This window comes from Micromonospora sp. CB01531, from assembly GCF_001905095.1.
GTDB lineage: Bacteria > Actinomycetota > Actinomycetes > Mycobacteriales > Micromonosporaceae > Micromonospora.
On record NZ_LWLS01000001.1, the window covers coordinates 233,056 to 257,572 of the forward strand.

Annotated in this window: 18 protein-coding genes; 12 read left to right on the forward strand and 6 right to left on the reverse strand. The window is 73.4% G+C overall.

Annotated features, from left to right (window positions below; translation table 11 throughout):
* Positions 1–207 precede the first annotated feature (207 nt).
* Positions 208–1,560, forward strand: coding sequence for an Ig domain-containing protein (locus tag A6A27_RS01125; RefSeq protein ID WP_083672363.1), 1,353 nt, complete (start codon positions 208–210; stop codon positions 1,558–1,560).
* A gap of 7 nt (positions 1,561–1,567) precedes the next feature.
* Here A6A27_RS01125 and A6A27_RS01130 read toward each other — a convergent pair whose 3' ends face one another.
* Entirely contained in the window at positions 1,568–2,527 is a 960-nt protein-coding gene (locus A6A27_RS01130) for a helix-turn-helix domain-containing protein (protein WP_073832438.1), read from the reverse strand.
* 102 nt (positions 2,528–2,629) lie between these two features.
* Here A6A27_RS01130 and A6A27_RS01135 point away from each other — a divergent pair, with 102 nt between their 5' ends.
* From A6A27_RS01135 to A6A27_RS01145, 3 genes are all read left to right on the forward strand, one after another.
* Positions 2,630–3,733, forward strand: a complete 1,104-nt coding sequence (locus tag A6A27_RS01135) for a VPS10 domain-containing protein (RefSeq protein WP_073832439.1) — start codon at positions 2,630–2,632, stop codon at positions 3,731–3,733.
* A 150-nt stretch (positions 3,734–3,883) separates the two neighbouring features.
* Positions 3,884–5,383 (forward strand): Asp-tRNA(Asn)/Glu-tRNA(Gln) amidotransferase subunit GatB, encoded by a 1,500-nt coding sequence (gene gatB, locus A6A27_RS01140; protein ID WP_073832440.1) that lies wholly within the window; start codon positions 3,884–3,886, stop codon positions 5,381–5,383.
* Between the two features lie 171 nt (positions 5,384–5,554).
* Positions 5,555–7,912 carry a transketolase-like TK C-terminal-containing protein gene (locus tag A6A27_RS01145; RefSeq protein ID WP_073832441.1) on the forward strand — a complete coding sequence of 786 codons (2,358 nt, stop codon included), beginning with the start codon at positions 5,555–5,557 and terminating at the stop codon, positions 7,910–7,912.
* Positions 7,913–7,916: 4 nt separating this feature from the next.
* On the opposite strand, the gene A6A27_RS01150 is transcribed toward A6A27_RS01145, so the two are convergent.
* Together A6A27_RS01150 and A6A27_RS01155 are read right to left on the reverse strand one after the other, a co-directional pair.
* A complete protein-coding gene (locus A6A27_RS01150; protein ID WP_073832442.1) occupies positions 7,917–9,545 on the reverse strand; it encodes a metallophosphoesterase in 1,629 nt (542 codons plus the stop codon).
* Between the two features lie 94 nt (positions 9,546–9,639).
* Positions 9,640–10,815, reverse strand: coding sequence for a PQQ-dependent sugar dehydrogenase (locus tag A6A27_RS01155; RefSeq protein WP_073832443.1), 1,176 nt, complete (start codon positions 10,813–10,815; stop codon positions 9,640–9,642).
* Positions 10,816–10,897: 82 nt separating this feature from the next.
* Here A6A27_RS01155 and A6A27_RS01160 point away from each other — a divergent pair, with 82 nt between their 5' ends.
* Positions 10,898–11,827, forward strand: coding sequence for a 2-hydroxyacid dehydrogenase (locus A6A27_RS01160; RefSeq protein WP_073832694.1), 930 nt, complete (start codon positions 10,898–10,900; stop codon positions 11,825–11,827).
* A gap of 46 nt (positions 11,828–11,873) precedes the next feature.
* Here A6A27_RS01160 and A6A27_RS01165 read toward each other — a convergent pair whose 3' ends face one another.
* Positions 11,874–12,251, reverse strand: a complete 378-nt coding sequence (locus tag A6A27_RS01165; RefSeq protein WP_073832444.1) for a PH domain-containing protein — start codon at positions 12,249–12,251, stop codon at positions 11,874–11,876.
* A gap of 247 nt (positions 12,252–12,498) precedes the next feature.
* Between A6A27_RS01165 and A6A27_RS01170 the strand changes: the two genes are divergently transcribed.
* From A6A27_RS01170 to A6A27_RS01190, 7 genes are all read left to right on the forward strand, one after another.
* Positions 12,499–14,868 (forward strand): bifunctional diguanylate cyclase/phosphodiesterase, encoded by a 2,370-nt coding sequence (locus tag A6A27_RS01170; RefSeq protein ID WP_241825021.1) that lies wholly within the window; start codon positions 12,499–12,501, stop codon positions 14,866–14,868.
* A 135-nt stretch (positions 14,869–15,003) separates the two neighbouring features.
* Positions 15,004–16,653, forward strand: a complete 1,650-nt coding sequence (locus A6A27_RS01175) for a glycoside hydrolase family 2 protein (protein ID WP_241825022.1) — start codon at positions 15,004–15,006, stop codon at positions 16,651–16,653.
* Positions 16,617–17,429, forward strand: a complete 813-nt coding sequence (locus A6A27_RS45595) for a hypothetical protein (RefSeq protein WP_241825023.1) — start codon at positions 16,617–16,619, stop codon at positions 17,427–17,429. Before A6A27_RS01175 ends, A6A27_RS45595 begins: the two co-directional genes overlap by 37 nt.
* Positions 17,430–17,523: 94 nt before the next feature.
* The gene (locus tag A6A27_RS01180) at positions 17,524–19,497 is read left to right on the forward strand and encodes a zinc ribbon domain-containing protein (protein ID WP_073832696.1); all 1,974 of its coding nucleotides are present in this window, start codon (positions 17,524–17,526) and stop codon (positions 19,495–19,497) included.
* Complete coding sequence (locus tag A6A27_RS44055) at positions 19,449–19,622, forward strand: hypothetical protein (protein WP_158073926.1); 174 nt, start codon at positions 19,449–19,451, stop codon at positions 19,620–19,622. The genes A6A27_RS01180 and A6A27_RS44055 overlap by 49 nt, the downstream gene beginning before the upstream one ends.
* A 105-nt stretch (positions 19,623–19,727) precedes the next feature.
* Positions 19,728–20,066: an ArsR/SmtB family transcription factor gene (locus tag A6A27_RS01185; protein ID WP_073832445.1), complete on the forward strand. Its 339-nt coding sequence runs from the start codon at positions 19,728–19,730 to the stop codon at positions 20,064–20,066.
* A gap of 62 nt (positions 20,067–20,128) precedes the next feature.
* Positions 20,129–21,805, forward strand: a complete 1,677-nt coding sequence (locus tag A6A27_RS01190; protein WP_143193828.1) for a SulP family inorganic anion transporter — start codon at positions 20,129–20,131, stop codon at positions 21,803–21,805.
* Here A6A27_RS01190 and A6A27_RS01195 read toward each other — a convergent pair.
* Together A6A27_RS01195 and ilvD are read right to left on the reverse strand one after the other, a co-directional pair.
* Complete coding sequence (locus tag A6A27_RS01195; protein ID WP_241825024.1) at positions 21,794–22,516, reverse strand: hypothetical protein; 723 nt, start codon at positions 22,514–22,516, stop codon at positions 21,794–21,796. The two genes, A6A27_RS01190 and A6A27_RS01195, sit on opposite strands and share 12 nt — an antisense overlap.
* Positions 22,517–22,593: 77 nt before the next feature.
* Positions 22,594–24,441, reverse strand: coding sequence for a dihydroxy-acid dehydratase (gene ilvD / locus A6A27_RS01200; RefSeq protein ID WP_073832448.1), 1,848 nt, complete (start codon positions 24,439–24,441; stop codon positions 22,594–22,596).
* Between the last annotated feature and the right edge of the window lie 76 nt (positions 24,442–24,517).

Consider the following 24,517-nt stretch of genomic DNA (forward strand, 5'->3'; position numbering starts at 1 on the left):
CCGCCCGCGGGGCGGCCGACAGGCCGCCCCGCGAGGGGCACGGTCTTGTCCGGGAACGGGCGCTGCGACAGCCGAACGCAACGCCGATTGGCAACACGCGGTCACCGTTCGGTCCATTACGCCTTCCTGCCTGTCCTGATTGGATAAGGTCGCCTCGCGCCGGTGAACGCGAATCCCGGCGTACCTCGATCGAATCCTGGACGGGCGATGAAGACGCTGCGACCGATAATGATCGTGTCGGCATTCATGCTGCTGCTGCTCGGCACGGCGCAGCCGGCGGCTGCCGCGACGATCACCATCACCTCCGGTCCGCCGACGTCCCCGGTCACCGCGTACGAGCCGTATCCGACGCACACGTTCACGGCGTCGGGTGGCACGGCTCCCTACAGCGCGTCGCTGCGGTCGGGTTCGTTGCCGGTGGGGATGGCGTTGTCGTCGGTCACGCGCAACCTCTCGGGTACGCCGACCACGCCGGGCAGCTACTCGTTTGGCGTCCGGGTGACCGACGCGGACGGCTTCTTTGCCGACCAGGACGTGACCGTCGTGGTCGAGGCACCCACCATCACCATCACCTCGGGCGCGCCCACCTCGCCGGTCACCGCCTACGAGCCGTATCCGACGCACACGTTCATGGCGTCGGGTGGCATGGCTCCCTACAGCGCGTCGCTGCGGTCGGGTTCGTTGCCGGTGGGGATGGCGTTGTCGTCGGTCACGCGCAACCTCTCGGGTACGCCGACCACCCCGGGGACCTACACCTTCGGCGTCCGGGTGACCGACACGAACGGCTTCTACGCCGACCAGGAGGTGACCGTCGTGGTGGTCGCGCCGACCATCACCATCACCTCGGGCACCCCCACCTCACCCTGGTACACGGGGCAGGCGTACCCGACGTACACGTTCACGGCGTCGGGTGGCATGGCTCCCTACAGCGCGTCGCTGCGGTCGGGTTCGTTGCCGGTGGGGATGGCGTTGTCGTCGGTCACGCGCAACCTCTCGGGTACGCCGACCACCCCGGGGACTTACACCTTCGCCGTCCGGATGACCGACACGAACGGCTTCTACGCCGACCAGGACATCACCGTCGTGATCGCCGATCCGGCCACCACCATCACCTCGGGCGAACCGCCCCGAGGCACGGTGGGCGAGGGGTACTCGTTCCGGTTCACCGCCACCGGTGACTCCAACATCAAGTTCAGCGTGACCGCCGGCGACCTGCCCGACGGGCTGACCCTCGCTCCGGACGGCGTGCTCAGCGGCACCCCCGAGGCCGAGGGCAGCTTCACCTTCACGGTGAAGGCGACCGGCACCGCGTCGAGCGCCACCGACGAGGTCACTCTCGTCATCGATGCCGGGCCGTCCTCGCCGTCCCCGACGCCCACGTCATCGGCATCGCCGTCCCCGTCATCGGCGTCGCCGTCGGCCACGGCCGGACCCGGGCTCCCTGTCACCGGATCCGACACGCGAACCATGCTGTTGCTGGGCGTCGCGGTGATCGCCGTCGGTGGGATGCTCCTCCTCCTGGCCTACGAGCGCCGCCGGCGATCCCTGACCCGCGGGTGACGCCCGGTCAGGCCAGGCCCCGCCGGCCGGCCTGCAGCCCGGCCTGAAAGCGGGTACGGGCGCCGAGCGCGGCCAGCAGGGCGGACGAGCGGCGTCCCAGGGTGCGCACGCTCACGCCGAGTTCGCGGGCGATGGCTTCGTCCTTGAGCCCGGTGGCGAGCAGGGCCAGCAGCCGCAAATCCGGCTCGTCGGCTCCCGTCGCGGGCTGCTCCGGGTCCCAGGCGGGCAGCGGCGTGGCCTGCACCCAGAGCAGTTCGAAGAGCTTCACCAGCGCCGACACGACCATGGGCGCGCGGATCACCAGCGCGGCGTCCATGGCCCGCTCGCTGGCCAGCGGCAGCAGCGCCACCGAGCGGTCGCCGATCGCCAGCTTCAGCGGCACGTCCGTGTGCACCCGCGCCTGTTCCCCGGCCGCCACGGCCGCCATCGCCTGCTCGTAGGCGCCGGGCAGCTCGAAAGCCTCGGGGGCGTAGATGCCCCGCACGCTGGCGTCCCGACCGAGCAGCTCGTTCTCGGACACGTTCGCCGACGCCACCTCCTGGGCGTACGGCGGGCGATCCAGGACCAGCAGCTCCTTCGTCACGCCGTAGGTGAGCTGGACGAACTGGGCCTCGACGGCAGCCCGGCCGGTGACGATCTCCAGCAGTTCGTCCGGCCTGGTCGGCAGTTCCTGCGGAAACTCCTCCGCCATCTGTTCGGCGGCTCGGCGTACCTGGGTGAACTCCTCGGTGCGCCGCACGACCAGGGCGTTCACCGCGACGTCCGGACGGGTCGGCAGCAGCCGGGTGCCAGCACCGACCAGCCGGCTGACGAAGCCGAGTTCCTCCAGGCGCTCGGTCGCCGCGCGGACCACCCGGACGCTCTCCCCGACCTGCCGGGCCAGCTCCGGCACGCTCGACTGCCGTCTGTGCAGGAGGGCCAGGTAGACCGATTCCTCCACCGGGTTCAGACCCAACGACTCGAACATCCGAGCCCCTTCCCGCCTCGCGGGTGTCCGACACAGGCCATGGCCGGGCTCGGACACCCGAAACTGTGGCGATCGGTGCATGTCCACGTCTAGACATGCTTCATGATCTTCTCCCGACTCAGCGGTGCACTCGCGCTGGCCGTCACGGCCGCCGGTGCCGTCAACCTCGCCACCGCGGCGCCCGCCGCCGCTGCCGACGGGTGGCACCGCCCGCAGTGCGGCGTGGTGCAGGGCGACGGCTCGGTCACCTTCACGCGTAACGACGGTGGCGTCCTGGCCCGCACCACGACCCCCCTCACCCCGGTCGCCTACCCGAGGCTCGTCGCCCTGAGCACGCCGAACACGCTGGTGGCCATCTCGAAGACGGCGATCCAGCGGTCCACCGACGCCGGCTGCACCTGGCAGCAGATCGCCGACACCGGGCTGAGCCTGGCGGCGTACTACCTCGCCGCCGGGCCGGACGGGAACGCCTACGCGTACGGCGTGAACGACCAGCCGATCTACCGGGTGCAGGGCGACCAGGTCGCCGAGGTGGCCGGCCCGGTCCCGAGCGACGGCGTGGTCGGACTGGCGGTGGACCGGACCGACGCGCGGGACCTGCGGGCGGTCAGCAAGGCCGGGCAGGTCTACGACTCCCACGACGGCGGTGCCACCTGGGCCGCCGTCGGGGTGCCGGCCGGCCAGGACGAGTTCGTCTACCAGGCGGCCGTCGATCCCGCCGACCGGGATCACCTCATCGTGGGCACCATGGGCCACGGCAGCTACGTGACGTTCGACGGTGGCCGCAGCTGGACCCGGTCGGCCGGGGTCGGCGCCACCCCGCAGGCGAACGGCTTCTCCGTCGCCTTCTCGCCGGTTGATCCGCGGACGGTGTGGCTGGAGGGCTACGACCTCAGCCAGAACGACAACTCCGCGCGGCACATCTGGCGCTCGACCGACGGGGGCCGCAGCTTCGTGTCGGTGCTCGACGGCGCGCAGGCGACCCTGATCAACGGCACCCCGTTGTGGCCGAGCCCGGTGGACCCGGACGTGCTGTACTTCGCGTACGGCACGTGGTTCGGTGGCTACGGCACCGATCTCTACCAGTACGACGTGTCGACCGGTCGGTTGACCTCGCAGCACAACTCCCACGACGGCATCGCCGGCCTCGCCTTCAATCCGGTCGATCCGCAGGTGATGTACCTCGGGTTGGTCGAGGAGCGCTGACCTCGGGGCCCGCCCGGGGGACCGCACCTCGGGCGGGCGGCCCCGGCCGGACCGCGACACGTACCGGCCTGGGTGGAAACCCGGGCGAGGTGACCGCCGTCGGCCCGACTAGGCTGGACCGGTTCCGTCCGGATCGCGCCTGGAGCTCAGATGACGACGACACTGCCCGCGTACGACGAGGTCGTCGCGCGCTACGAACCGGTGATCGGCCTGGAGACCCACGTCGAGCTGGGCACGAACACCAAGATGTTCTGCGGCTGCCCGACCGACTTCGGCGGCGAGCCGAACACCCGGGTCTGCCCGGTCTGCCTCGGCCTGCCGGGCTCGCTGCCGGTGGCCAACAAGGCCGCCATCGAGGCGACGATCCGGATCGGCCTCGCGCTGAACTGCTCGATCGCCGAGTGGTGCCGGTTCGCCCGGAAGAACTACTTCTACCCGGACATGCCGAAGAACTTCCAGATCAGCCAGTACGACGAGCCGCTCTGCGTCGACGGCTACCTGGACGTCGAGGTCAACGGCGAGACCGTGCGGATCGGCATCGAGCGGGTGCACCTGGAGGAGGACACCGGCAAGACGCTGCACGTCGGCGGCGCCACCGGCCGGATCCACGGCGCGACCGAGTCGCTGGTCGACTACAACCGCGCCGGCATTCCCCTCGTGGAGATCGTCACCAAGCCGATCCCCGGCACCGGCGCGCTCGCGCCGGAGGTGGCCCGGGCGTACGTCACCGAATTGCGCGACGTGATCCGCTCGCTGGGCGTCTCCGACGTCCGGATGGAGGAGGGCTCGCTGCGCTGCGACGTCAACACCTCGCTGAACAAGCCGGGCGAGGAGTGGGGCACCCGCACCGAGACCAAGAACGTCAACTCGCTGCGCTCGGTCGAGCGGGCGGTCCGCTCGGAGATGCTGCGCCAGGCCACGGTGCTCGACGCCGGCGGCAGCATCACCCAGGAGACCCGGCACTTCCACGAGGACACCGGCGACACCACGTCGGGCCGCTCCAAGGAGACCGCCACCGACTACCGGTACTTCCCGGAGCCCGACCTGGTCCCGCTCGCGCCGGACCCGGCCTGGGTGGTCGAGCTGAAGGCCGCCCTGCCGGAGCTGCCCCGGCTGCACCGCCGCCGGCTGCAGGAGCAGTGGGGGCTGTCCGACCTGGACATGCAGTCGGTGCTCAACGCCGGCGCGGTCGAACTGATCGAGCAGACCGTGGCCGCCGGCGCCACCCCGGCCGCCGCCCGCAAGTGGTGGCTCGGTGAGCTGTCCCGGCGGGCCAACGAGACCGGTGTCGAGCTGGCCGACGTCGGGGCCACCCCGGCGCAGGTCGCCGAGCTGCAGGGCCTCGTCGACGCTGGCAAGCTCACCGACAAGCTGGCCCGTACCGTCCTGGAGGGCGTGGTGGCCGGCGAGGGCTCGCCGACCCAGATCATGGCCAACCGGAACCTGGAGGTCGTCTCCGACACCGGCGCGCTCACCGCCGCGGTGGACGAGGCGATCGCCGCCAACCCGGAGGTCGCCGACAAGGTCCGCAGCGGCAAGGTCGCCGCGGCCGGCGCCCTGGTCGGGGCGGTCATGAAGACCACCCGCGGCCAGGCGGACGCCCGGACCGTCCGCGAGCTGATCCTGGCGCGCCTCGGCGTCCAGGGCTGAGGCGAAGGGTCCTGTTGACGCCTGGCGCTCGGCAGAGGGATCCCCGCCTGACACCCCCGTGAAGGCCGCCGTCGCGATCCGGCGGCGGCCCTTCCCGGATCCCCCCGGCTAGCGCGCCGACTTGCGCACCCCCGCGAAGGGCGTCAACGGCGACGCCCGGATGGAGTCACCGTGAACCAGCACGACCTCGACGTTCTCGACGAGATCCAGCGGCGGGTGCTCTGGCTCGCCACCCGCATCGTGGACGCCGCCAACCACGACCGGGACACCGGTGACGGGGTGAAGGTCGGCGGCCACCAGGCGTCCAGCGCCTCCCTGGTCACCGCGATGACCGCGCTCTGGTTCGCTCACCTGGACGGCGAGGACCGGGTCGCGGTCAAGCCGCACGCCTCGCCGGTGTTCCACGCCATCCAGTACCTGCTCGGCAACCTGGACCGGTCGTACCTGCCGAAGCTGCGGGCGCGCGGCGGGCTGCAGTCGTACCCGTCGCGGACCAAGGATCCGGACGGGGTGGACTTCTCCACCGGCTCGGTCGGCCTGGGCGCCGCCGCGCCGCTGTTCGCCGCGGTCACCCGCCGCTACGTCGACGCGCACTTCGGCGCCCGTCCGCACTCCCGGTTCATCGCGCTGATCGGCGACGCCGAACTGGACGAGGGAAACATCTGGGAGGCCGTCGCCGACCCGGCCACCACCGGGCTGGGCAACGTGATGTGGCTGGTTGACTTCAACCGCCAGTCGCTGGACCGGGTCGTCCCGGGCATCCGGATCAACCAGTGGCGCGGCCAGTTCGAGGCCGCCGGCTGGCACGTGGTCGAGGTCAAGTACGGCCGCAAGCTCGCCGAGGCGTACGCCCGGCCGGGCGGCGAGGCGCTGCGCGACTGGATCGACCTGATGCCGAACGAGCAGTACCAGTCGCTGTTCGGGCTGGCCGGGCCGGCCCTGCGCAAGCAGTTCCTCGATGGCGCGCCGGCCGAGGTGTCCGCCTTCGTGGCCGACGTCCCCGACGACGAGCTGGGCCCGCTCGTCACCGACCTCGGCGGGCACGACCTCGAGGCGATGCTCGACGCGTACGCTCAGTGCGACGCGGTCACCGACCGGCCCAGCGTGGTCTTCGCGTACACGGTCAAGGGGTGGGGGCTGCCGATCGCCGGCAACCCGCGCAACCACTCGGCGCTGCTCAGCACCGAGCAGGTCGACGCGCTGCGCGCCGCGCACGGCCTGACCCGCGAGACCGAGTGGGACCGCCTCGACCCGGCCTCCCCGGCCGGCATCCGGGCCGGCGAGCGCCGGGAGGCGCTGTCCCGCGGGCCGCGCGAGCGGGCGCTGGGGGTCACCGTCCCGGAGACCACCAAGGTACGCGCCAACAAGCCCGTCGCCACCCAGGAGGTCTTCGGCCGGGTGCTGGTCGACCTGGCCCGGGACGCCGACGTCGCGCCCTACCTGGTCACCACCGCGCCCGACGTGGCCACCTCGACAAACCTGGCCGGGTTCATCAACAAGACCGGCGTCTTCGCCCCCACCGCGCAGCGCTCCTGGACGGAGGACCGGATGCTGCGCTGGACGGAGAGCCCGGCGGGCCAGCACATCGAGCTGGGCATCTCGGAGATGAACCTGTTCCTGCTGCTCGGCCAGCTCGGCCTGTCGTGGGACCTGTCCGGCCAGCCGCTGCTGCCGGTCGGCACGGTCTACGACCCGTTCGTGCTGCGCGGCCTGGACGCCTTCCTCTACGGCACCTACTCGGGTTCCCGGTTCGTGGTCGCCGGCACCCCGTCCGGCATCACCCTCGCCCCGGAGGGCGGCGCCCACCAGTCCACCATTACCGCCTCGGTGGGGTTGGAGCTGCCCGGCGTCACCTTCATCGAGCCCGCGTACGCCGGCAGCCTCGACTGGCTGCTCTGTGACGCGCTCGGCCAGATCGCCGGGGGAGCCGCGCCCGCCGCCACCGCCGCGCCCGCCGAGGACGGGGCGTACTACTTCCGGCTCAGCACCCGTCCCATCGACCAGGCGCCCTTCGAGGCGGCCCGGGCCCGGATCGGCGACGCGGTGCTGCGCCGGCAGGTGGTCGCCGGGGCCTACCGGCTGGTGGACGCGCACGAGGCGTACCCCCAGCTGGCCGACGCCCCGGTCGTGCAGCTCGCCGCCTCCGGCGCGGTGCTGCCGGAGGTGCTGGCGGCCGCCGCGGAGCTGGCGGAGGAGGGGGTGGCCGCGCACGTCGTGGACGTCACCTCGCTGGACCGGCTCTACCGGGCCTGGCAGCGGACCCTGCGCCAGGGCGTCCGGACGGCGACCGTGCCGAGCGTGCCCGGCGCGCTGCGGTCGGCCTTCGCCGACCGGGTGCCGGTGGTGACCGTGCACGACGCCGCCTCGCACGCGATGGCCTGGCTCGGCTCGGCGCTCGGCGCCCCGGCGGTGCCGCTCGGGGTGGACGAGTTCGGCCAGTCGGGCAGCGTCCACGAGCTGTACGAGCTGCACGACCTGCTGCCGGGCAGCATCGTCAACGCCGCCCTGGCCGCGCTCTCGCTGCGCTGACGCCTCAGCGGGTCGGGCTCGCGGTCGGGCTGCCCGGGCTCGGACCGGCCGGCACCGGGGCGCCCCGGGTGGGAGTCGGGGTGACCGGCACCTGCTCGCCCTTCGCCGGGTCGCTGATCACGTGCCGTGCCAGGTTGACCTGCGACTGGCCGGTGCCGCCCACGGTGATCTCGTCGTACGCCTGGAGCAGCTTCTGCTGGTCGAAGTAGAGCACCGTCATGGTCAGCGGGGTGGGCTTCTCGCCCTCCAGGCCGCGCAGCCCGGCGCCGCCGGTGGAGCCCTCCACCATCAGCGTGGTCGGCTCCTTGCCCGGCGACTGCGGCAGCTTCAACACCTGCCGTTCGTGCAGGTGCCCGGCCAGCACCAGCGGGCAGGTGCCGGAGAGCGGCCCGGCCGAGGCCGGGTCGTGCACGAGGGCGATGTTCACCTTGGTCGGCGAGTTCTGCACCGTGGTGGCCAGCTGCTCGCCGACCCCGATCACCTGGTCGGCGACCTGCGCGGTGAGTCCGCTGCCGGCCGGTGAGGTCTCCTTGTCCGGGGTGAACCGCGGGTCGCCGATGCCGGCGATGGTCAGCCCGGACACCGTGGTCGTGGAGTTGTCGAGCACGATCGCGTTCGGCTGATTGGCCACGGCCGCGGCGGTCCGCGCCGAGTCGTGGTTGCCGCGGATGTAGACGTACGGCTTCTTGAGCAGGCCGATCGAGCCGACGAAGGACGCCTCCGGTTCGCTGCCCCAGTCGGTGATGTCGCCGGTGTCGATCACCACGTCGATGCCGAACTGCTCGACGATGGTCCGGATCAGCGACCAGCCGGTCGGGTTGAGGTGCATGTCGGAGACGTGCAGGACCCGGGTGGTGCCGGGGGCCGGCTCGTACACCGGCAGCGCCGAGACGGTGGTGTAGAGCTTGCTGACGTTGCCGACCAGCCGCTGGAGCTGCTCGGCGTACTTGGTGTAGTCGTTGGCGATCCGGCGCGCGTCGCCGACGATCGCCGGTGCGTTGACCAGCAGCCCCTCGTAGCGCGGCTCCTCGATCGCCTGCGGGCGGACGGTGGCGGCGGCCAGCCCGAGACTCCCGGCGGTGACCACCAGCGCCAGGCCGCCGGCCCAGGCCATCCGGCGTACGTCCCGGAAGACCAGCCCGGCCAGCAGCAGGGTGGCCAGCACCGCCGAGGCGAGCGTCTTCAGCCCGAGGCGCATCACGCCGGCGCGGACGTCCTCCACGGCGGACTGGCTGGCCCGGCTGATGCTCGCCGGGTCGTCGATCAGCGCCTCGGTCCGCCGCTGGTCCAGCGCGCCCAGCTCCACGGTCAGGTAGGTCGGCCCGTTGTGGCTGTCCAGCTTCAACGCGCCCAGCGGCGGGATGTCGATGGTGGTGCCACCGCTCAGCGACGGGCTGAGGCTCAGGTGCGCGCGGAACGGCCCGATGTCGGTGCCCACGTGCCCGCCGGCGTACGTGCCGGCGATGATCCCGGTGAGGGTGACCACGAGCAGGGCCAGCACCGCGCCGAGTTGGCGCAGTCGGACACTCGGCCGTAGCCGCCACCACCGTCGGGACGCCCAGCGGCGGGCGCGCCCGATCGCCGGGGCTGCCTCGTCCCCGGTCCTGCGCTGCTCGTTCTCCTGGCCGTCCATGCTCAGATTCTGACCTGCCCAATGCTGGATCTTGGTAAACCCGGGCCATGCCCGGACGTTCTGACCTGTCGTCGGTGCCGGTCGGCGTGACCGGTCAGCTGCGTCCGGCCCCGCCGTCGGCGAAGACCAGCCGCAGTATCCGGTCGTCCTCCGGGACCGGCTTGCCCCGGCCGTCCCGGTTGGAGGTGGTCACCCAGACCGAGCCGTCCGGGGCGACCGCGGCGGCCCGGAGCCGGCCGTACTTGCCGGTCAGCAGCTCGCGGGGCTGGCCGAGAACGGTCCCGGTCGGGGCCAGCTCGACCAGCCAGAGCCGCTGCCCGCGCAGGCACGCGGTGACCAGCAGGCGCTCCGCCGCGGCCAGCCCGGAGCAGGAGGCCTCGCCGGTCCGCCACTGCACGACCGGGTTGACGTAGCGCTTGTCGTCGCCGCGCCCCTCCACCTGTGGCCAGCCGTAGTTGCCGCCCTTGTTGATCTGGTTGATCTCGTCCCAGGTGTTCTGGCCGAACTCGACGGCGTACATCCGCTTGTCCGGCGTCCAGGCGAAGCCCTGGACGTTGCGGTGCCCGAGCGACCACACGGGTGAGCCGGCGGTGGGGTTACCCGGAGCCGGCTTGCCGTCGGGCGTGATCCGCAGGATCTTGCCGCCGAGGCTCTTCGGGTCCTGCGCGTTGGCCGTGTTCCCGGCGTCGCCGGTGCTGACGTAGAGGTAGCCGTCGGGGCCGAAGCCGACGCCGCCGCCATTGTGGTTGCCGGCCTTGGGGATGCCGGTGAGGATCGGGGTGGGCCGCCCGCCGAGCTCCAGCTTCGCGATCCGGTTGTCCTGGGCGGCGGTGTAGTAGACGAAGACCGTGCGGTCCTTCGCGTACGACGGGGAGACGGCGATGCCGAGCAGCCCGCCCTCGCCGCCGGCCGCGACGTCCGGCACGCTCTGCACCACGGTGACGTTCATCCCCTCCGGCCCGGACTCCGGGCCGACCTGGAGGATCCGGCCGCTGTCCCGCTCGGTCACCAGGGCGCCGCCGTCGGGCAGGAACGCGATCGCCCACGGCACCGCCAGGCCCTTGGCCAGCACCGTCGTGACCACCTGCTGGCCGGCGCCGCCCGGGCCGGCGGTCGCCGACGGGGTCGGCAGGTTGGGCGGCTGGCCGGCCGGGTCGGGATCCGGCTCGCCGAAGGCGCAGCCGGCGGTGCCCAGCAGCAGCGCCGCGCAGGACGCCGCCAGCGCCGCCCGACGGCGACCGGTGCGGGGGTACGGGGGAGGCGCGCTCACCCGACCCAGGGTAGCCGGGCTGAGGCCGCGCGGACGGCCACCGCGAGCAGGGCGCGCCCGTCGGCGACTATCGTCGGTGATCGTGAAGGTTTGGATCCCGCACCGGGCCGGTCCCGCCCTCCTCGGTGAGCTGCCTCCGGGCGTCACCATAGAGCTGCTGGAGGACCCCGCCCGGCTCCCGTCCTCCCCGGCCGGCGTGCGGTTCTGGGTGCCGCCGTTCCTCTCCGCCGGTCCGGCCGCCGCCCCGCTCCTGGCCGAGCTGCCCGACCTGGCGGTGGTGCAGCTCCTGTCCGCCGGGGCGGACGCCTGGGTGGGGCAGATCCCCGACGGGGTGACGCTCAGCGACGCCCGCGGCGTGCACGACACCAGCACCGCCGAGTGGGTGGTCACCGCCATCCTGTCGGTGCTGCGCGGCTTCGGCCCGCTGGCCCGGGCGCAGGCCCGCCGGGAGTGGGCGTACGACGCGGTGGCCCCGACCGACGAGCTGGCCGGCAAGCGGGTGCTGATCGTCGGGGCGGGGTCGATCGGGGCCGCGGTGCAGGCCCGACTGGCCCCGTTCGAGGTGACCTTCACCCTGGTCGCCCGGACCCCGCGCCCCGCCGAGGGGGTGCACGGGGTGGACGAGTTGCCCGCCCTGCTGCCCGAGGCGGACGTGGTGGTCCTGCTGGTGCCGCTGACCGAGCAGACCCGGGGACTGGTCGACGAGAAGTTCCTCGCCGCGATGTCGGACGGCGCGCTGCTGGTCAACGCCGCCCGCGGCCCGGTGGCCCGGACGCCGGCGCTGGTCGCCGAGTTGGCCTCCGGCCGGCTGCGGGCCGCGCTGGACGTCACCGATCCCGAGCCGCTGCCCGCCGACCATCCGCTGTGGGAGCTGCCGAACGTCCTGCTCACCCCGCATGTCGCCGGCTCGGTCCGCGGGCTGCTGCCGCGTGCGTACCGGCTGGTGGGCGAGCAGGTGCGCCGGTTCGTGGCCGGGGAGCCGCTGGTGAACCGGGTGGTGGACGGCTACTGACCCCGGCCGGCTCAGTCCGTCCCGGCCGCTCTCGTCGGGGTCGGGCTCAGCCGGCGGTGTCGGACAGCTCGTGCCCGGTCGCGGAGATCAGCCGGGGCAGGTCGGCGGCGCGTACCGCGGGGAGCACCAGCAGCTCTCCGTCGTCGAGCCGGACGACCGCCCGGCCCCGCGCGTCGGCGGTCAGCTCGGCGACCCGCGCCCAGGGGATCCGCCGCTGCCCGGCGAGCGCCCGCAGCCGCAGCTCATGGGAGTCCGCGTCGGTGCCGCCCCGCCAGGCCCAGAGCGCGACCGCCAGCGGGATCAGCAGGACCCAGAGCAGCCACCAGCGGGCGGTGGCCAGGGGTAGCGCGCCGAGGAACGCGACGATCGCGGCGACCAGGATCGCCTGGTTGTGGCGGAAACGGATGGTGTCGGCGCGGCTCACCCTCCGATGATCGCACCCCTGGCCGGGCGGGTGCCGGCCGGGCGGGAGGCCGGTGGCCGGTGGCTGGTGGCATAGATGTGAGCGGCATCACGTGCGGCATCCGTAACCAGCCGTGCCCGGGATCGTTTCTCGGCGTGGCCGTGCCGGTTCCCGCCGGCCTCGGTCATGCCCGTCGCCGCCGCCCACCGTTGACCCCGCCCGCCCGCAGTCGCTCCCGCCCCGTGTCCCCCTCACGAAGGCGCCCGCCGTGCCCGTCACCCACCCCGCCGGTGATCATCGCCGGCCACCGCTCGCCGACCTCGTCGTGGCGCTCGCCGGCACGCTGTTCGTCCTCGCCGGGGCCGCCGGCCTCGTCCCGGCCCTGTCCGGCGTGGCGCTCGCCGTCGCTGGCGGCTGCGCACTGGCCTGCGTGCGGCTGGCCTGGCTGGCCGGCGCCCCGCCCACAACAGCCGGACCGGACGCGCCGGCTCCCGACCCGACCCGCCGCGCCGAAGGCGATCTGGTCCCGGCCGGCCAGCACGGGCCGAACCCGCCGGTGGCGCGCGACCCGGCCCGCCCCGCCCGGGCGCGGACCGGTCGGCAGGTCCGGCGCGCCGCGCTGACCCGCCGGGTCGCCACCATCCTCGACGCCGCGGTGCTGGCCGCCGGGCTGACCGTCGCCGTGCTGCCGCTGACCGACCCGGCGCACCGGCTGCCGGTCGCGTTGGCCGGCCTCGCGGTGGCCGCCCCGCTGTACGCCGTGGCCTTGCTCCGGCTCCCCGGCCGCTCCCGGCTCACCGGGGCCGAGCGGCTCCGGCGGGCCGTCGACGTCCTCGGGCTCGGCCTCAGCCTGGTCTTCGCGGGCTGGGTGCTGCTGCCGCCCGGCGAGGTGCCCTCGGTGGCGCGTACCGCGAGCGTCGCCGGCGCGACCGGGCTGGCGGTGCTGCTGGTGGCCGCGCTGGCGAACCGGCGTCGCCGCCCGGGCGCGGCGCGCTGCCAAGCCGGAGCGGCGGCCACCCTCGCCGGGCTGGCCCTCCTCGTGGTGCTGCTCGCCTACCGCGCGCCGGACCGCGCCGTCCTGGGCGTCGCGCCCCTGTTGCTGGTCGGCGCGCTGCTCACCGCCAGCGGCGCCCGGCGCAGCGCCGCCGGGGAGCGACCCCGACCCGGCGGGTTCCCGGTCGCCTGGCCGGGGCTGACCGCCCCGGCCGGCATCGCGGCGCTCGCGGCCGGTCATCACCTGTGGACGGTGGGCGAGTTCACCGGCACCGCGGTCGCCCTGGGGCTGGCGGTCATCCCGCCGATGGTGCTCCGGGAACTGCTCACCGCCGCCGACCAGCGCCGGCGCGTCGCCCGGCTGGCCGCCCGTGAGGCGCGACTGCGCGATCTGGTCGGCGACGACCGGCCGGCCGGCCCGGCGTCCACCATGGCCCCGGTCGACCGGGCCGGGCTGCTGCGCGAGCTGGCCCGGCGGACGGGTGGCGCGCTGCTGGTCATCGACCTGCACGCGCCGGACGGCCGGGCCGTGGAGGCGCCGGTGCTGGTCCAGGTCACCGGCCGGATCCGGGCCGGCTGCGGCAGCACCGATCTGGTGGCCCGGCTCGCCGATCACGAGTTCGCCGTGCTGACCGACGTCGGGCCGGTGCTCGCGTTCGCGCTGGGCACCCGGCTGCTGGCCGCGCTGGGCGCACCCTACCCACGGCCCGCCGGGGCGATCCGGCTCCAGGTCGGCGTCGGGCTGGCCGAGACCAGCGGCGGCGATGCGGAGGACGTGCTGCGCCAGGCCGACCTGGCCCGGCGCCGCGCGGTGCAGCTCGGCCGCGACCGGGTCGAGTGGTACGACGCCTACCTCGAGGAGCAGCTGGTCCGCCGGCTGGACCTGGAACGGGAGCTGCCCGGCGCGGTCGCCCGGGGCGAACTGGATCTGGTCTTCCAGCCGGTGCTGGCCCTGGCCGACCGGCACCCGGTGGGCACCGAGGCGCTGCTGCGCTGGCGCAGCCCGGTGCTGGGCACGGTGCTGCCGGACGAGCTGCTGCCCGTCGCGGCGGATCTCGATCTGGTCGGCGAGGTGGGGCGATGGGTGCTCGACCGGGCCTGCCGGCAGCTCGCTGCCTGGTCCGGCGGGGGCCGGGAACTGTGGATGGCCGTCAACGTCACGCCCCGGGAGCTTGCCGCGCCGGACTTCGTCACCCGCACCGCGACCGCGCTGGCCGCGTACGACGTGCCGCCGGAACGCCTCGTGGTGGAGGTGGCCGAGCCCGCGGTCGGCGCGGAACTGTCCACCGTGGTGGCCCGGCTCGCCGGCCTGCGCTCCCTCGGGGTGCGGACCGCGCTGGACGACTTCCGGGCCGAGCACGCCTCCCTGGCCCAGCTCCGTCGGCTGCCGATCGACCTGCTCAAGGTCGGTCCGCACCTGGTCGGTCCGGCCACGGAGGGGCAGCGCCCGCTGATCGAGGTGGTGGCCAACCTGGGCGACCGGCTGGGCCTGGAGGTGGTGGTCGAAGGGCTGGAGTCCGAGGCGCAGGTGGCCGAGGCCCGCCGCGCCGGTTGCCGCTACGGCCAGGGTTTCGCCCTCGCCCGCCCGGCCACCGCTGAGCGGGTGGAGGCGTGGTTCGAGGAGTTTCCGGCCGCCCCGCGATGACCCGGCCGGCGATGGTCGGCCGTTGCACCGTCCAGCAGCAGGCGCGTGCATTGCCACCGTCCGCCCGGCTGGTGATGCTGTTCCTCGGTGGATGCCAGATCGTCTGCGGAATCATGGGGAAGGCGCGGTGAAGCCGTGAGCCGTCGAGCGCTGCACGAGGGTTGGGTGCTGCGGGCCGGGCCCGGCCCGCAGGTGCCGCCGGAGGTCGCCGAGGTGGCGGTGCCGGCCACCGTACCGGGCTGCGTGCACACCGACCTGCTGGCCGCCGGCCTCATCCCCGACCCGTTCCTGGACGACAACGAGACCCGGCTGGGCTGGATCGGGCGTACCGACTGGGTCTACGAGACCACCTTCGACTGGTGGCCGGGCGACGCCGAGCGGGTGGACCTGGTCTGCGCCGGCTTGGACACGGTTGCCACGGTGGCCCTCAACGGCACCGAGGTCGGCCGCACCGAGAATCAGCACCGCGGCTACCGGTTCGCCGTCGGGCCGCTGCTGCGGGGCGGTTCGAACACGCTGACCGTCCGCTTCGACTCGCCGTACCGCTACGCGGAGGCGCAGCGGGACCGGCTCGGTGACCGGCCGAACGCGTACCCGGAGCCGTTCCACTTCATCCGCAAGACGGCCTGCAACTTCGGCTGGGACTGGGGTCCCACGCTGGTGACCGCCGGCATCTGGCAGGAGATCGGGCTGCACGCCTGGTCGGTCGCCCGGCTGGCCACCGTCCGCCCGCTGACCACGGTTGACGGCGACACCGGCCGGGTGGAGCTGCACGTCGAGGTGGAGCGGGTGGCGGACGCGCCGGTCACCGTGCAGGCCACCGTGGGGGGCAGCGCCACCGAGGTCACCGTCCCGGCGGGGGAGTGCAGAGCCGTGCTGGCCCTCACCGTCCGCGACCCCGAGCGATGGTGGCCGGTGGGGTACGGCGAGCAGCCGCGCTACGACCTCGAGGTGACCCTGCGCGCCGCGGACGGCCGGGCGCTGGACGGCTGGTCCCGCCGGATCGGCTTCCGCTCGATACGCCTGGACACCGCCCCCGACGCGCACGGCTCCGCGTTCACCCTGCACGTCAACGAGGTGCCGGTCTTCGTCCGGGGAGTCAACTGGATCCCCGACGACGCCTTTCCCAACCGCGTCACGCGGGAGCGGCTGGCCGAACGTCTCGCGCAGGCGGTCGGGGCGAACGTCAACCTGCTGCGGGTCTGGGGCGGTGGCCAGTACGAGTCGGCGGACTTCTACGAACTCGCCGACGAACTTGGCCTGCTGGTGCAGCAGGACTTCCTCTTCGCCTGCGCCGCGTACCCGGAGGAGGAGCCGTTCCGCTCCGAGGTCGAGGCCGAGGCGCGGGAGCAGGTGACCCGGCTGGCCGCCCACCCGTCGCTGGTGCTCTGGACCGGCAACAACGAGAACATCTGGGGCTGGCACGACTGGGACTGGCAGGAACCGCTCGCCGGGCGGACCTGGGGGCGCGGCTACTACCTGGTGCTGCTGCCCCGGATCGTCGGCGAGCTGGATCCGACCCGGCCGTACTGGCCGGGCAGCCCGTGGTCGGGCCGGGAGGACGTGCACCCGAACGACCCGGCGTACGGGACCACGCACATCTGGGACGTGTGGAACACCGACGACTACCGGAAGTACCGGGAGTACGTGCCGCGGTTCGTCGCCGAGTTCGGCTACCAGGGGCCCCCGGCGTACGCGACCCGCGCCGGGCCCTCTCCGACGACCCGCTGGCGCCCGACTCACCCGGCATGGTCCACCACCAGAAGGCGATTGACGGGGACCTGAAGCTGCGGCGCGGGCTGGACGCCCACCTGCCGGTGCCCGCCGACTTCGACGACTGGCACTACCTCACCCAGCTCAACCAGGCCCGGGCCGTCCAGCTCGGTGTCGAGCACTTCCGGTCCCACCGGCCGGTGTGTATGGGCACCGTCGTCTGGCAGCTCAACGACTGCTGGCCGGTCACCTCGTGGTCGGCGGTCGACGGCGACGGCCGCCGCAAGCCCCTCTGGTACGCGCTGCGCCGGGCGTACGCGGACCGGCTGCTCACCGTGCAGCCGCGGGACGGGGGGCTGGCCCTGGTGGCGGTGAACGAGACCGGCGAGGCGTGGCAGGTGCCGGCCATGGTCACCCGGCTCACCCTGGGGTGGGAGTCGAGGGCGACGACCGCGGTGGAGCTCGATGTTCCCGCGTACTCCTCGATGGTGGTGGCGCTGCCGGCGGAGCTGGCGCGGCCGGACGAGGCCCGGCGAGAGCTGCTCGTCGCCGAGCCCTGGGACTCGGCGGAGCGGGCGATCTGGTTCTTCGCCGAGGACCGCGAGATCGAGTGGCCGGCGGCGGAGCTGGACGCGACGGTCGAGCCGGTCGACGGCGGTCAGCTGGTGCAGGTGAGCGCGCGGACGGTGCTGCGCGACCTGACGCTCTTCCCGGACCGGCTGCACCCGTCGGCGGAGGTCGACCAGGCTGACCAACTTGATTATGAATCGTCAGTGATCATAGGTTGGTCGTGTGGACCTTCTTCGATTCTCACAGACCACGGCGCGTCTGTCGGTGTTCACCGGTGATGCTTGGTGTGTGGGCTGGTTCGGGGAGGATTCCGGTGACGTGGGCCGGTCGTGAGCGTTGGTTCTGCTCGATCGATGGTGGGTCGTTGAGCCGGTGAGCGGGAAGCTGCGGCTGGGCGAAGGCGAGACGGTCCGGACTGCGTGTGCCCGTGCTGTGCTCCGCGCGGGGGTGGATGAGGAAACCGGTGAGGTCCTGTCTGCGGCGGTGCTGGCGCGACGGGTCGGTTGGTGTGCTGATCTGGTGGCGGGCATGGTGGCCGCGCTGATCGGCGAGCATTGGAACAGCGTGGATGTGGAGGTGCTGGCCTGCGGGGTGGATGCGGGTGGGCGGAGGTTGCCGTCGAACGCGTGGATGGCGTTGCGGCGGCTGGGCTGGGCGGTGACCGCGCCTGGGGGTGTGCGGGTTAATGACCGGGTTGTGCGGATGGCGCAGGAGCAGGCGGGGCGTGTTCTTCGTTCGGCGGTGTGGCGTGCCGGTGTGACCGCCGGGGTCCTGGCGGTGTGGCCGGCCGATCCGTGTAGGCGCACCCCCGCGGAGTGGGATCAGGTCCGCCAGGCGATCCCGGGCGGGCAGCATCTGCCGTCCAGCGTCATCAAGGGCCGCACCCGGCAGGTCGTCACGTTCGGCAAGGCCAATGGTCGGCTGCCGGTGGACGTGTTCGAACTCGAAGGCGTCCCGAGGATTCCGCGGATGTTGCTGCTGGCCGCGTGTGATCGGCAGCAGGCCACCATCGAGCGCAGCGACACCGACCCGGCGAAGGCGCTGCTGCGGCTGCAACTGCCCACCCGACCGGATCCGCGAGGGTATCGGGACTGGACGTGGGTCGAGTGTCCGACCCGGCTGCCGTCCACGGTTCCCGCCGCGGCGGTGCTGCACCTGCCCACCCTGCGCCTCATCGACGGGACGGTGCGTGCCGACATGGCATACACGCACCCGGTGCCGAAAGCCGCGCGCACCGGCCATACCGTAGCGGTCGGTGTGGACTGGGGTCTCAACACCCTGATCAGCGCCGGTGCCCTACGACTGGGTAAGGATGGCCGGATCACGGCGTTGGGGGCTGGTGGACAGTTCCGCGCCGCCGGCATCCTGGCCAAGCAGCACCGCCTGCGCCGCCACAGTGAGCGGCTGCATGCGAAGGCCGACCAGTACGCGCGGCTGCTCGGCGGCCGCCCTGACGAGCAGCTGAGAGCGAAGCACGAGGTGCTGGCCGGCGAGATCCGCCACGTGTCCGCCCGCCGCCAAAACTTGAACGACGCGCTCGCGTGGGCTGCCGCCCGGTGGACGGTGGACCAGGCGATCGCCGCCCGGGCGACGGCGATCTACCTGGAAGACCTGCGGTCGATGGAAGCCAAGGGCATGGGGCGCACCCTGAATACCCGCCTGTCCCAGCAGGTCCGCGGAAAGATCAGCGATCGGATGCGGCACCTCGCCGCCGAGCATGGGATCGCCGTGGTCACCGTCCCCGCCCGGAACACGTCCAAACACTGCCCTCAATGTTTGACCCCGCTGCGGCACCGTAGAGCCCCCGACAAGCCGACCGTGGCCGGCTGGAAGTGGGCTATCTGCCCCAACCAGTCCTGCCGGTGGCAGGGCGACCGCGACAACGGCGCCTGGCGGCGTATCGCCGCCCGCGGACTCACCCACCAAGCCAAAACCATCACCGACAAGACCACCGGCGCCATGGTGATCCGCACGGTCGTCGACACCCTCGAAGCCAGCGCCGTCGTCACCCCCAGCGCTGCTAATGCCAGCCGGAGGGACCGGTCGAAGACCGGCCCCACCCGGCCCCACGCTTCACGCCCCGCGCCCAGGCGACGCGGGGCACCCTCCCCCACCCGGCCCCACGGCCAGGCGGGCAAGCGTCCGGAGGGACACGCACCAACGGACCGGAAGCTGCCCCGCGCAGCCCACCGACACCAGGGCGTGAACACGATCAGCACACCCACCGCCGGCCACCGGCCACGCGGAGCCGCCTTGGGCGCGGGATTCCATCTCCACGCCCACGCGACCCCACCACGGTGGGAAACGATCCCGGAAACCCCATCCGACTCAGGATCGCTAAGCTGATCAGGGACGCTCTCGTCACCCTGCTGCCGGGCGATTCGGCGGCGTTCACCGTGCGCGCGGACGTGCCGCTCGACCTGGCCGCGCTGACCACCCGACCGGTGCTGCGCTGCGTCAACGACATGTGAAAGGAATGGGCTGGTCGCCGTCGTGCTGGCCCTGTTCGAGATTGCGACCTCGACTTGAAGGTTTCCTCAAGTGCTAAAGTCTTCATGGATTTGGGAGGGGTTGCTGTGTCGGTGCCGCTGTATCAGGCGAAGGCGGAGCTGTTCCGCACCCTCGGGCACCCGGTCCGCATCCGGGTGCTCGAACTGCTTCAGGACGGGCCGAAGCCGGTCCGTGACCTGCTCGCCGCCATCGACGTCGAGGCGTCCAACCTCTCCCAGCAACTCGCCGTGCTGCGCCGGGCCGGCATGGTCACCTCCTACCGGGACGGGCCGCTGGTCATCTATTCCCTCAGCACTCCCGACGTGGCCGACCTGCTGGCTGCCGGTCGGCGGATCCTCGGCGCGGTCCTCACTGACCGGGACGCCCTCCTCGACGAACTGCGCGCCTCCGAGGCCGACCGGTGAACGCGGCAGCACTGGGCCGGGACACCACCCCGGCCGCCGCCGACGCCAGTCGCAAGCACGGCGTGCGGCGGGCCGGCCGCCAGGTCGCGGCACGCCTGCTCAGGCTGCTGCCCGGCCGGGCCGACTGGGCAGCCGTACGCCGCTCACCCCGGCGCGACCTGCTCGCCGGGCTGACCGTCGCCGTGGTGGCGCTGCCGCTGGCCCTCGCGTTCGGTGTCACCTCCGGCCTGGGCGCGCAGGCTGGGCTGGTCACCGCAGTGGTCGCCGGGGCGGTCGCCGCCGTGTTCGGCGGGTCCAACCTCCAGGTCTCCGGCCCCACCGGGGCGATGACCGTCGTGCTGGTGCCGGTGGTGCAGCGCTTCGGCGCCGGCGGGGTGCTCATGGTCGGCGCGCTGGCTGGGCTGGTGCTGATCGCCCTCGCCCTCGCCCGGCTCGGCCGGTACGTCCGCTACCTGCCGGCCCCGGTGATCGAGGGCTTCACCGCCGGCATCGCCGTGGTCATCGCGCTCCAGCAGGTGCCCGCCGCACTGGGGATCACCGACGCCCACGGCGACAAGGTCTGGGCGGTGGCCGCGGACGCCGTCGCCCGGTTCGTCACACACCCCCGTCCGGCGGCCGTGGCCGTGGCCCTCAGCGTCGCGGCGCTCATGCTGCTCGGCTCGCGGTGGCGGCCCGGACTACCGTTCTCGCTGCTCGGGGTCGGTGCGGCGACGGTCCTCGCCGAGTTCGCCCCGGTCGACCTGATCCGGATCGGCGCCCTGCCGCAGCACCTGCCCGCCCCCTCGCTGGGCTTCCTCGACCTCGGCGCGATCGGGGTGCTGCTGCCCAGCGCGCTCGCGGTCGCCGCGCTCGCCGCGCTGGAGAGCCTGCTCTCGGCCACCGTCGCGGACGGGATGACCGTCGGCCAGCGGCACGACCCGGACCGGGAGCTCTTCGGGCAGGGCCTGGCCAATCTGGCGTCGCCGCTGTTCGGCGGCATCCCGGCCACCGCCGCCATCGCCCGGACGGCGGTGAACGTCCGCGCCGGTGCGGGTTCCAAGCTGGCGGCCCTGGCCCATGCGGTCGCCCTCGCGGCGATCGTGCTGGCCGCCGCCCCGCTGGTCGGTCGGATCCCGCTGGCCGCCCTGGCCGGGGTGCTGCTGGCCACCACCGTCCGGATGGTGGAGGCCGGCTCGCTCCGGGCGATCGCCCGGGCCACCCGTGGCGACGCGGTGGTGCTCGTGCTGACCTTCGCCGTCACGGTGATCTGGGACCTGGTCACCGCGGTGGCGGTCGGCCTCGCCGTGGCGGTCGTGCTCGCCCTGCGTGCGGTGGCCCGCAGCGCCCGGCTGGAGCAGGTCCCGCTCGACCAAGGCGAGCACAGCGCCGAGGAACACGCCCTGCTGGCCGAGCACATCGTGGCCTACCGGCTGGACGGGCCGCTCTTCTTCGCCGCCGCGCACACCTTCCTGCTCGAACTGTCCGACGTCGCCGACGTGCGGGTGGTCATCCTGCGAATGTCCCGGGTGTCCACCATGGACGCCACCGGTGCGCAGGTGCTGGGCGACGCCATCGACCGGCTCCGGGCGCGCGGGACCGTGGTGCTGCTCTCCGGCATCACCCCCGGTCACGACCAGGTGCTGGACGCCCTGGGCGTGGCCGACGAGCTGCGCCGCGCGGGCCTGGTCTTCCCGGACACCCCAGCCGCCATCCGGTACGCCCGCACGGTCGCCCTCGGGCCTGCGCCCTCAGCTCGGTAGCGCGCCCAGGCCGGCGAGCAGCTCCCACCGCTCGTCCTCGGTGAGCACCATGTACGCGGGCGCGTCCCGGCGGTCGGTGTCGGCCTCGATCGCTGCGCGTTCCGGCCCGTCGGGCAGGGCCTTGATCTGCTCGGCGGTCAGCCCGGCGGCCCGCCACGCCGCCCGGTGCGCGTCGGCCCGGTGGTGGCGCAGCGAGCCGAGCCGGGTGGTGAGCAGCAGCGCCGGTGAGGCGTCGTCCGGCTCGTACGGCGGGGTCATGGCGTGGAACGCCGGCCCGCCGGTGGCCAGCCCGTGCGCCAGCACCCGGCCGACCAGCTCGGCGAGCCGGGGCACCGAGGCCAGGCCGGGCAGCATCGGCGGCCCGGAGGACCACAGCTCCTCGGCGGCCTCGGCGGTCGCCCGCTGCGCGTACAGCGTCAGCTCCCGGCCCAGCTCGGTCAGGTGCCAGGTCCCCTCGGCGTCCACCTTCAGCACACCCTGGGCCAGCTCGCGGCTCATGTCGCCGTCGGTGTAGGCGAGTCCGTCGGCGAGCGCGTCGGCCGGCATGGGCCGGGCCAGCACCCCGGAGTAGAAGCTGTTCTCCGCGCCGAGGTCCGCGCCCCGCTCCGCGTAGAACGCCTCCATCCGGGCCCGGGCCGCCCAGCGGGCACCCACGTACACCCGGTCGATGACCGGCCGGATCCGTCGCGCGTAGCTCATGGTCGTCTGCACGACGCGCGACCCTACCGGGACTGGCGTTCGGAAGGGGCCCCTGCCATGCCGCAGGCGTTGACCAGGGACCCCTCCTGCTACTCCGGCACCCGGCGGTAGGCGCCGTCGCTGGCCGAGGTGGCCATCGAGGCGTACGCGCGCAGCGCCGCGGACACTGGCCGCTGCCGGTCGGCCGGGGTGAATGGCCGGTCCCGCTTCTCCTCGGCGACCCGGCGGGCCTGGAGCACCTCGTCGGGCACGTTGAGGTGGATCGACCGGGCCGGGATGTCGATGACGATCTCGTCGCCCTCCCGTACCAGCGCGATCAGGCCGCCGGAGGCCGCCTCCGGGGAGACGTGGCCGATGGACAGGCCGGAGGTGCCGCCGGAGAACCGGCCATCGGTGAGCAGCGCGCAGGAGCGGCCCAGCCCGCGGCCCTTGAGGAACGAGGTCGGGTAGAGCATCTCCTGCATGCCCGGGCCGCCCTTCGGGCCCTCGTACCGGATCACCACCACGTCCCCGGCGACGACCTCCTTGGCCAGGATCGCCGACACCGCGTCGTCCTGCGATTCGTAGACCTTGGCCGGCCCGCGGAACGTCAGGCACTCCTCGGGCACCCCGGCGGTCTTCACCACGCAGCCGTCCGGCGCCAGGTTGCCGTGCAGGATGGCCAGCCCGCCGTCGGCGCTGTACGCGTGCTCCCGGTCCCGCACGCACCCGCCGGCCGCGTCGGTGTCCAGGGACGACCAGCGGTTGGTGGTGGAGAACGGTTCGGTGGTGCGCACCCCGCCGGGGGCGGCGTGGAACAGCTCGACCGCCTCGGGGGTGGCCGAGCCGCCCCGCACGTCCCAGTCGGCCAGCCACTGCTGCAGGCTGGGGGAGTGCACCGCGTGCACGTCCCGGTGTAGCAGGCCGGCCCGGTCCAGCTCGCCGAGGATGGCGGGGATGCCGCCGGCCCGGTGCACGTCCTCCATGTGGTACTGCGGCGAGTTCGGCGCGACCTTGGCCAGGCAGGGCACCCGGCGGGAGATGGCGTCGATGTCGGCCACCCCGAAGTCCAGCTCCGCCTCGCGGGCGGCGGCGAGCAGGTGCAGCACCGTGTTGGTCGAGCCGCCCATGGCCACGTCGAGCGCGACGGCGTTCTCGAAGGCGGCCCGGCTGGCGATCGATCGAGGCAGCACCGAGGCGTCGTCCTGGTCATACCAGCGCTTGGCGATCGCCACCGCGGTGCGGCCGGCCTCGACGAACAGCGACCGGCGCGCGGCGTGGGTGGCCAGGGTCGACCCGTTGCCGGGCAGCGCCAGGCCGATCGCCTCGGTGAGGCAGTTCATCGAGTTGGCGGTGAACATGCCGGAGCAGGAGCCGCAGGTCGGGCAGGCCGAGCGCTCGATCTGGCCGAGCTGGTCCTCGGTGACCGACTCGTTCGACGCGGCGATCATCGCGTCGATCAGGTCGATCTTGGAGTGGACCACGCCCTCGATCGCCACCGTCTTGCCGGCCTCCATCGGCCCGCCGGAGACGAAGACGGTCGGGATGTTGAGCCGCAGCGCGGCCAGCAGCATGCCCGGCGTGATCTTGTCGCAGTTGGAGATGCAGACCAGGACGTCCGCGCAGTGCGCGTTGACCATGTACTCCACCGCGTCGGCGATCAGCTCCCGGCTGGGCAGCGAGTAGAGCATGCCGCCGTGGCCCATGGCGATGCCGTCGTCCACGGCGATGGTGTTGAACTCCCGGCCCACCCCGCCGGCCTCGGCCACCGCGTCGGCGACCAGGCCGCCGAGGTCCTTGAGGTGTACGTGACCGGGGACGAACTGGGTGAAACTGTTGGCGATGGCGACGATCGGCTTGCCGAAGTCGTCGTCGGTCATCCCGGTGGCCCGCCACAGGGCCCGGGCGCCGGCCATCGTCCGACCGTGGGTGGAGGTCCTCGACCGCAGCTCAGGCATGACTACCAGTCTGACACTGTCGTCCCGGCGGCCCCCGGCCGCGCGCGCCGTGTCCCAACAGATGCACACCCGGTGC

Bases quoted from the DNA above. Each gene is read 5' to 3' on its own strand.
- gatB (WP_073832440.1), top strand. From the start codon at position 3,884: ATGACGACGACACTGCCCGCGTACGACGAGGTCGTCGCGCGCTACGAA.
- A6A27_RS01125 (WP_083672363.1), top strand. From the start codon at position 208: ATGAAGACGCTGCGACCGATAATGATCGTGTCGGCATTCATGCTGCTG.
- A6A27_RS01150 (WP_073832442.1), bottom strand. From the start codon at position 9,545: ATGGACGGCCAGGAGAACGAGCAGCGCAGGACCGGGGACGAGGCAGCC.
- A6A27_RS01135 (WP_073832439.1), top strand. From the start codon at position 2,630: ATGATCTTCTCCCGACTCAGCGGTGCACTCGCGCTGGCCGTCACGGCC.
- A6A27_RS01130 (WP_073832438.1), bottom strand. From the start codon at position 2,527: ATGTTCGAGTCGTTGGGTCTGAACCCGGTGGAGGAATCGGTCTACCTG.
- ilvD (WP_073832448.1), bottom strand. From the start codon at position 24,441: ATGCCTGAGCTGCGGTCGAGGACCTCCACCCACGGTCGGACGATGGCC.
- A6A27_RS45595 (WP_241825023.1), top strand. From the start codon at position 16,617: ATGGTCCACCACCAGAAGGCGATTGACGGGGACCTGAAGCTGCGGCGC.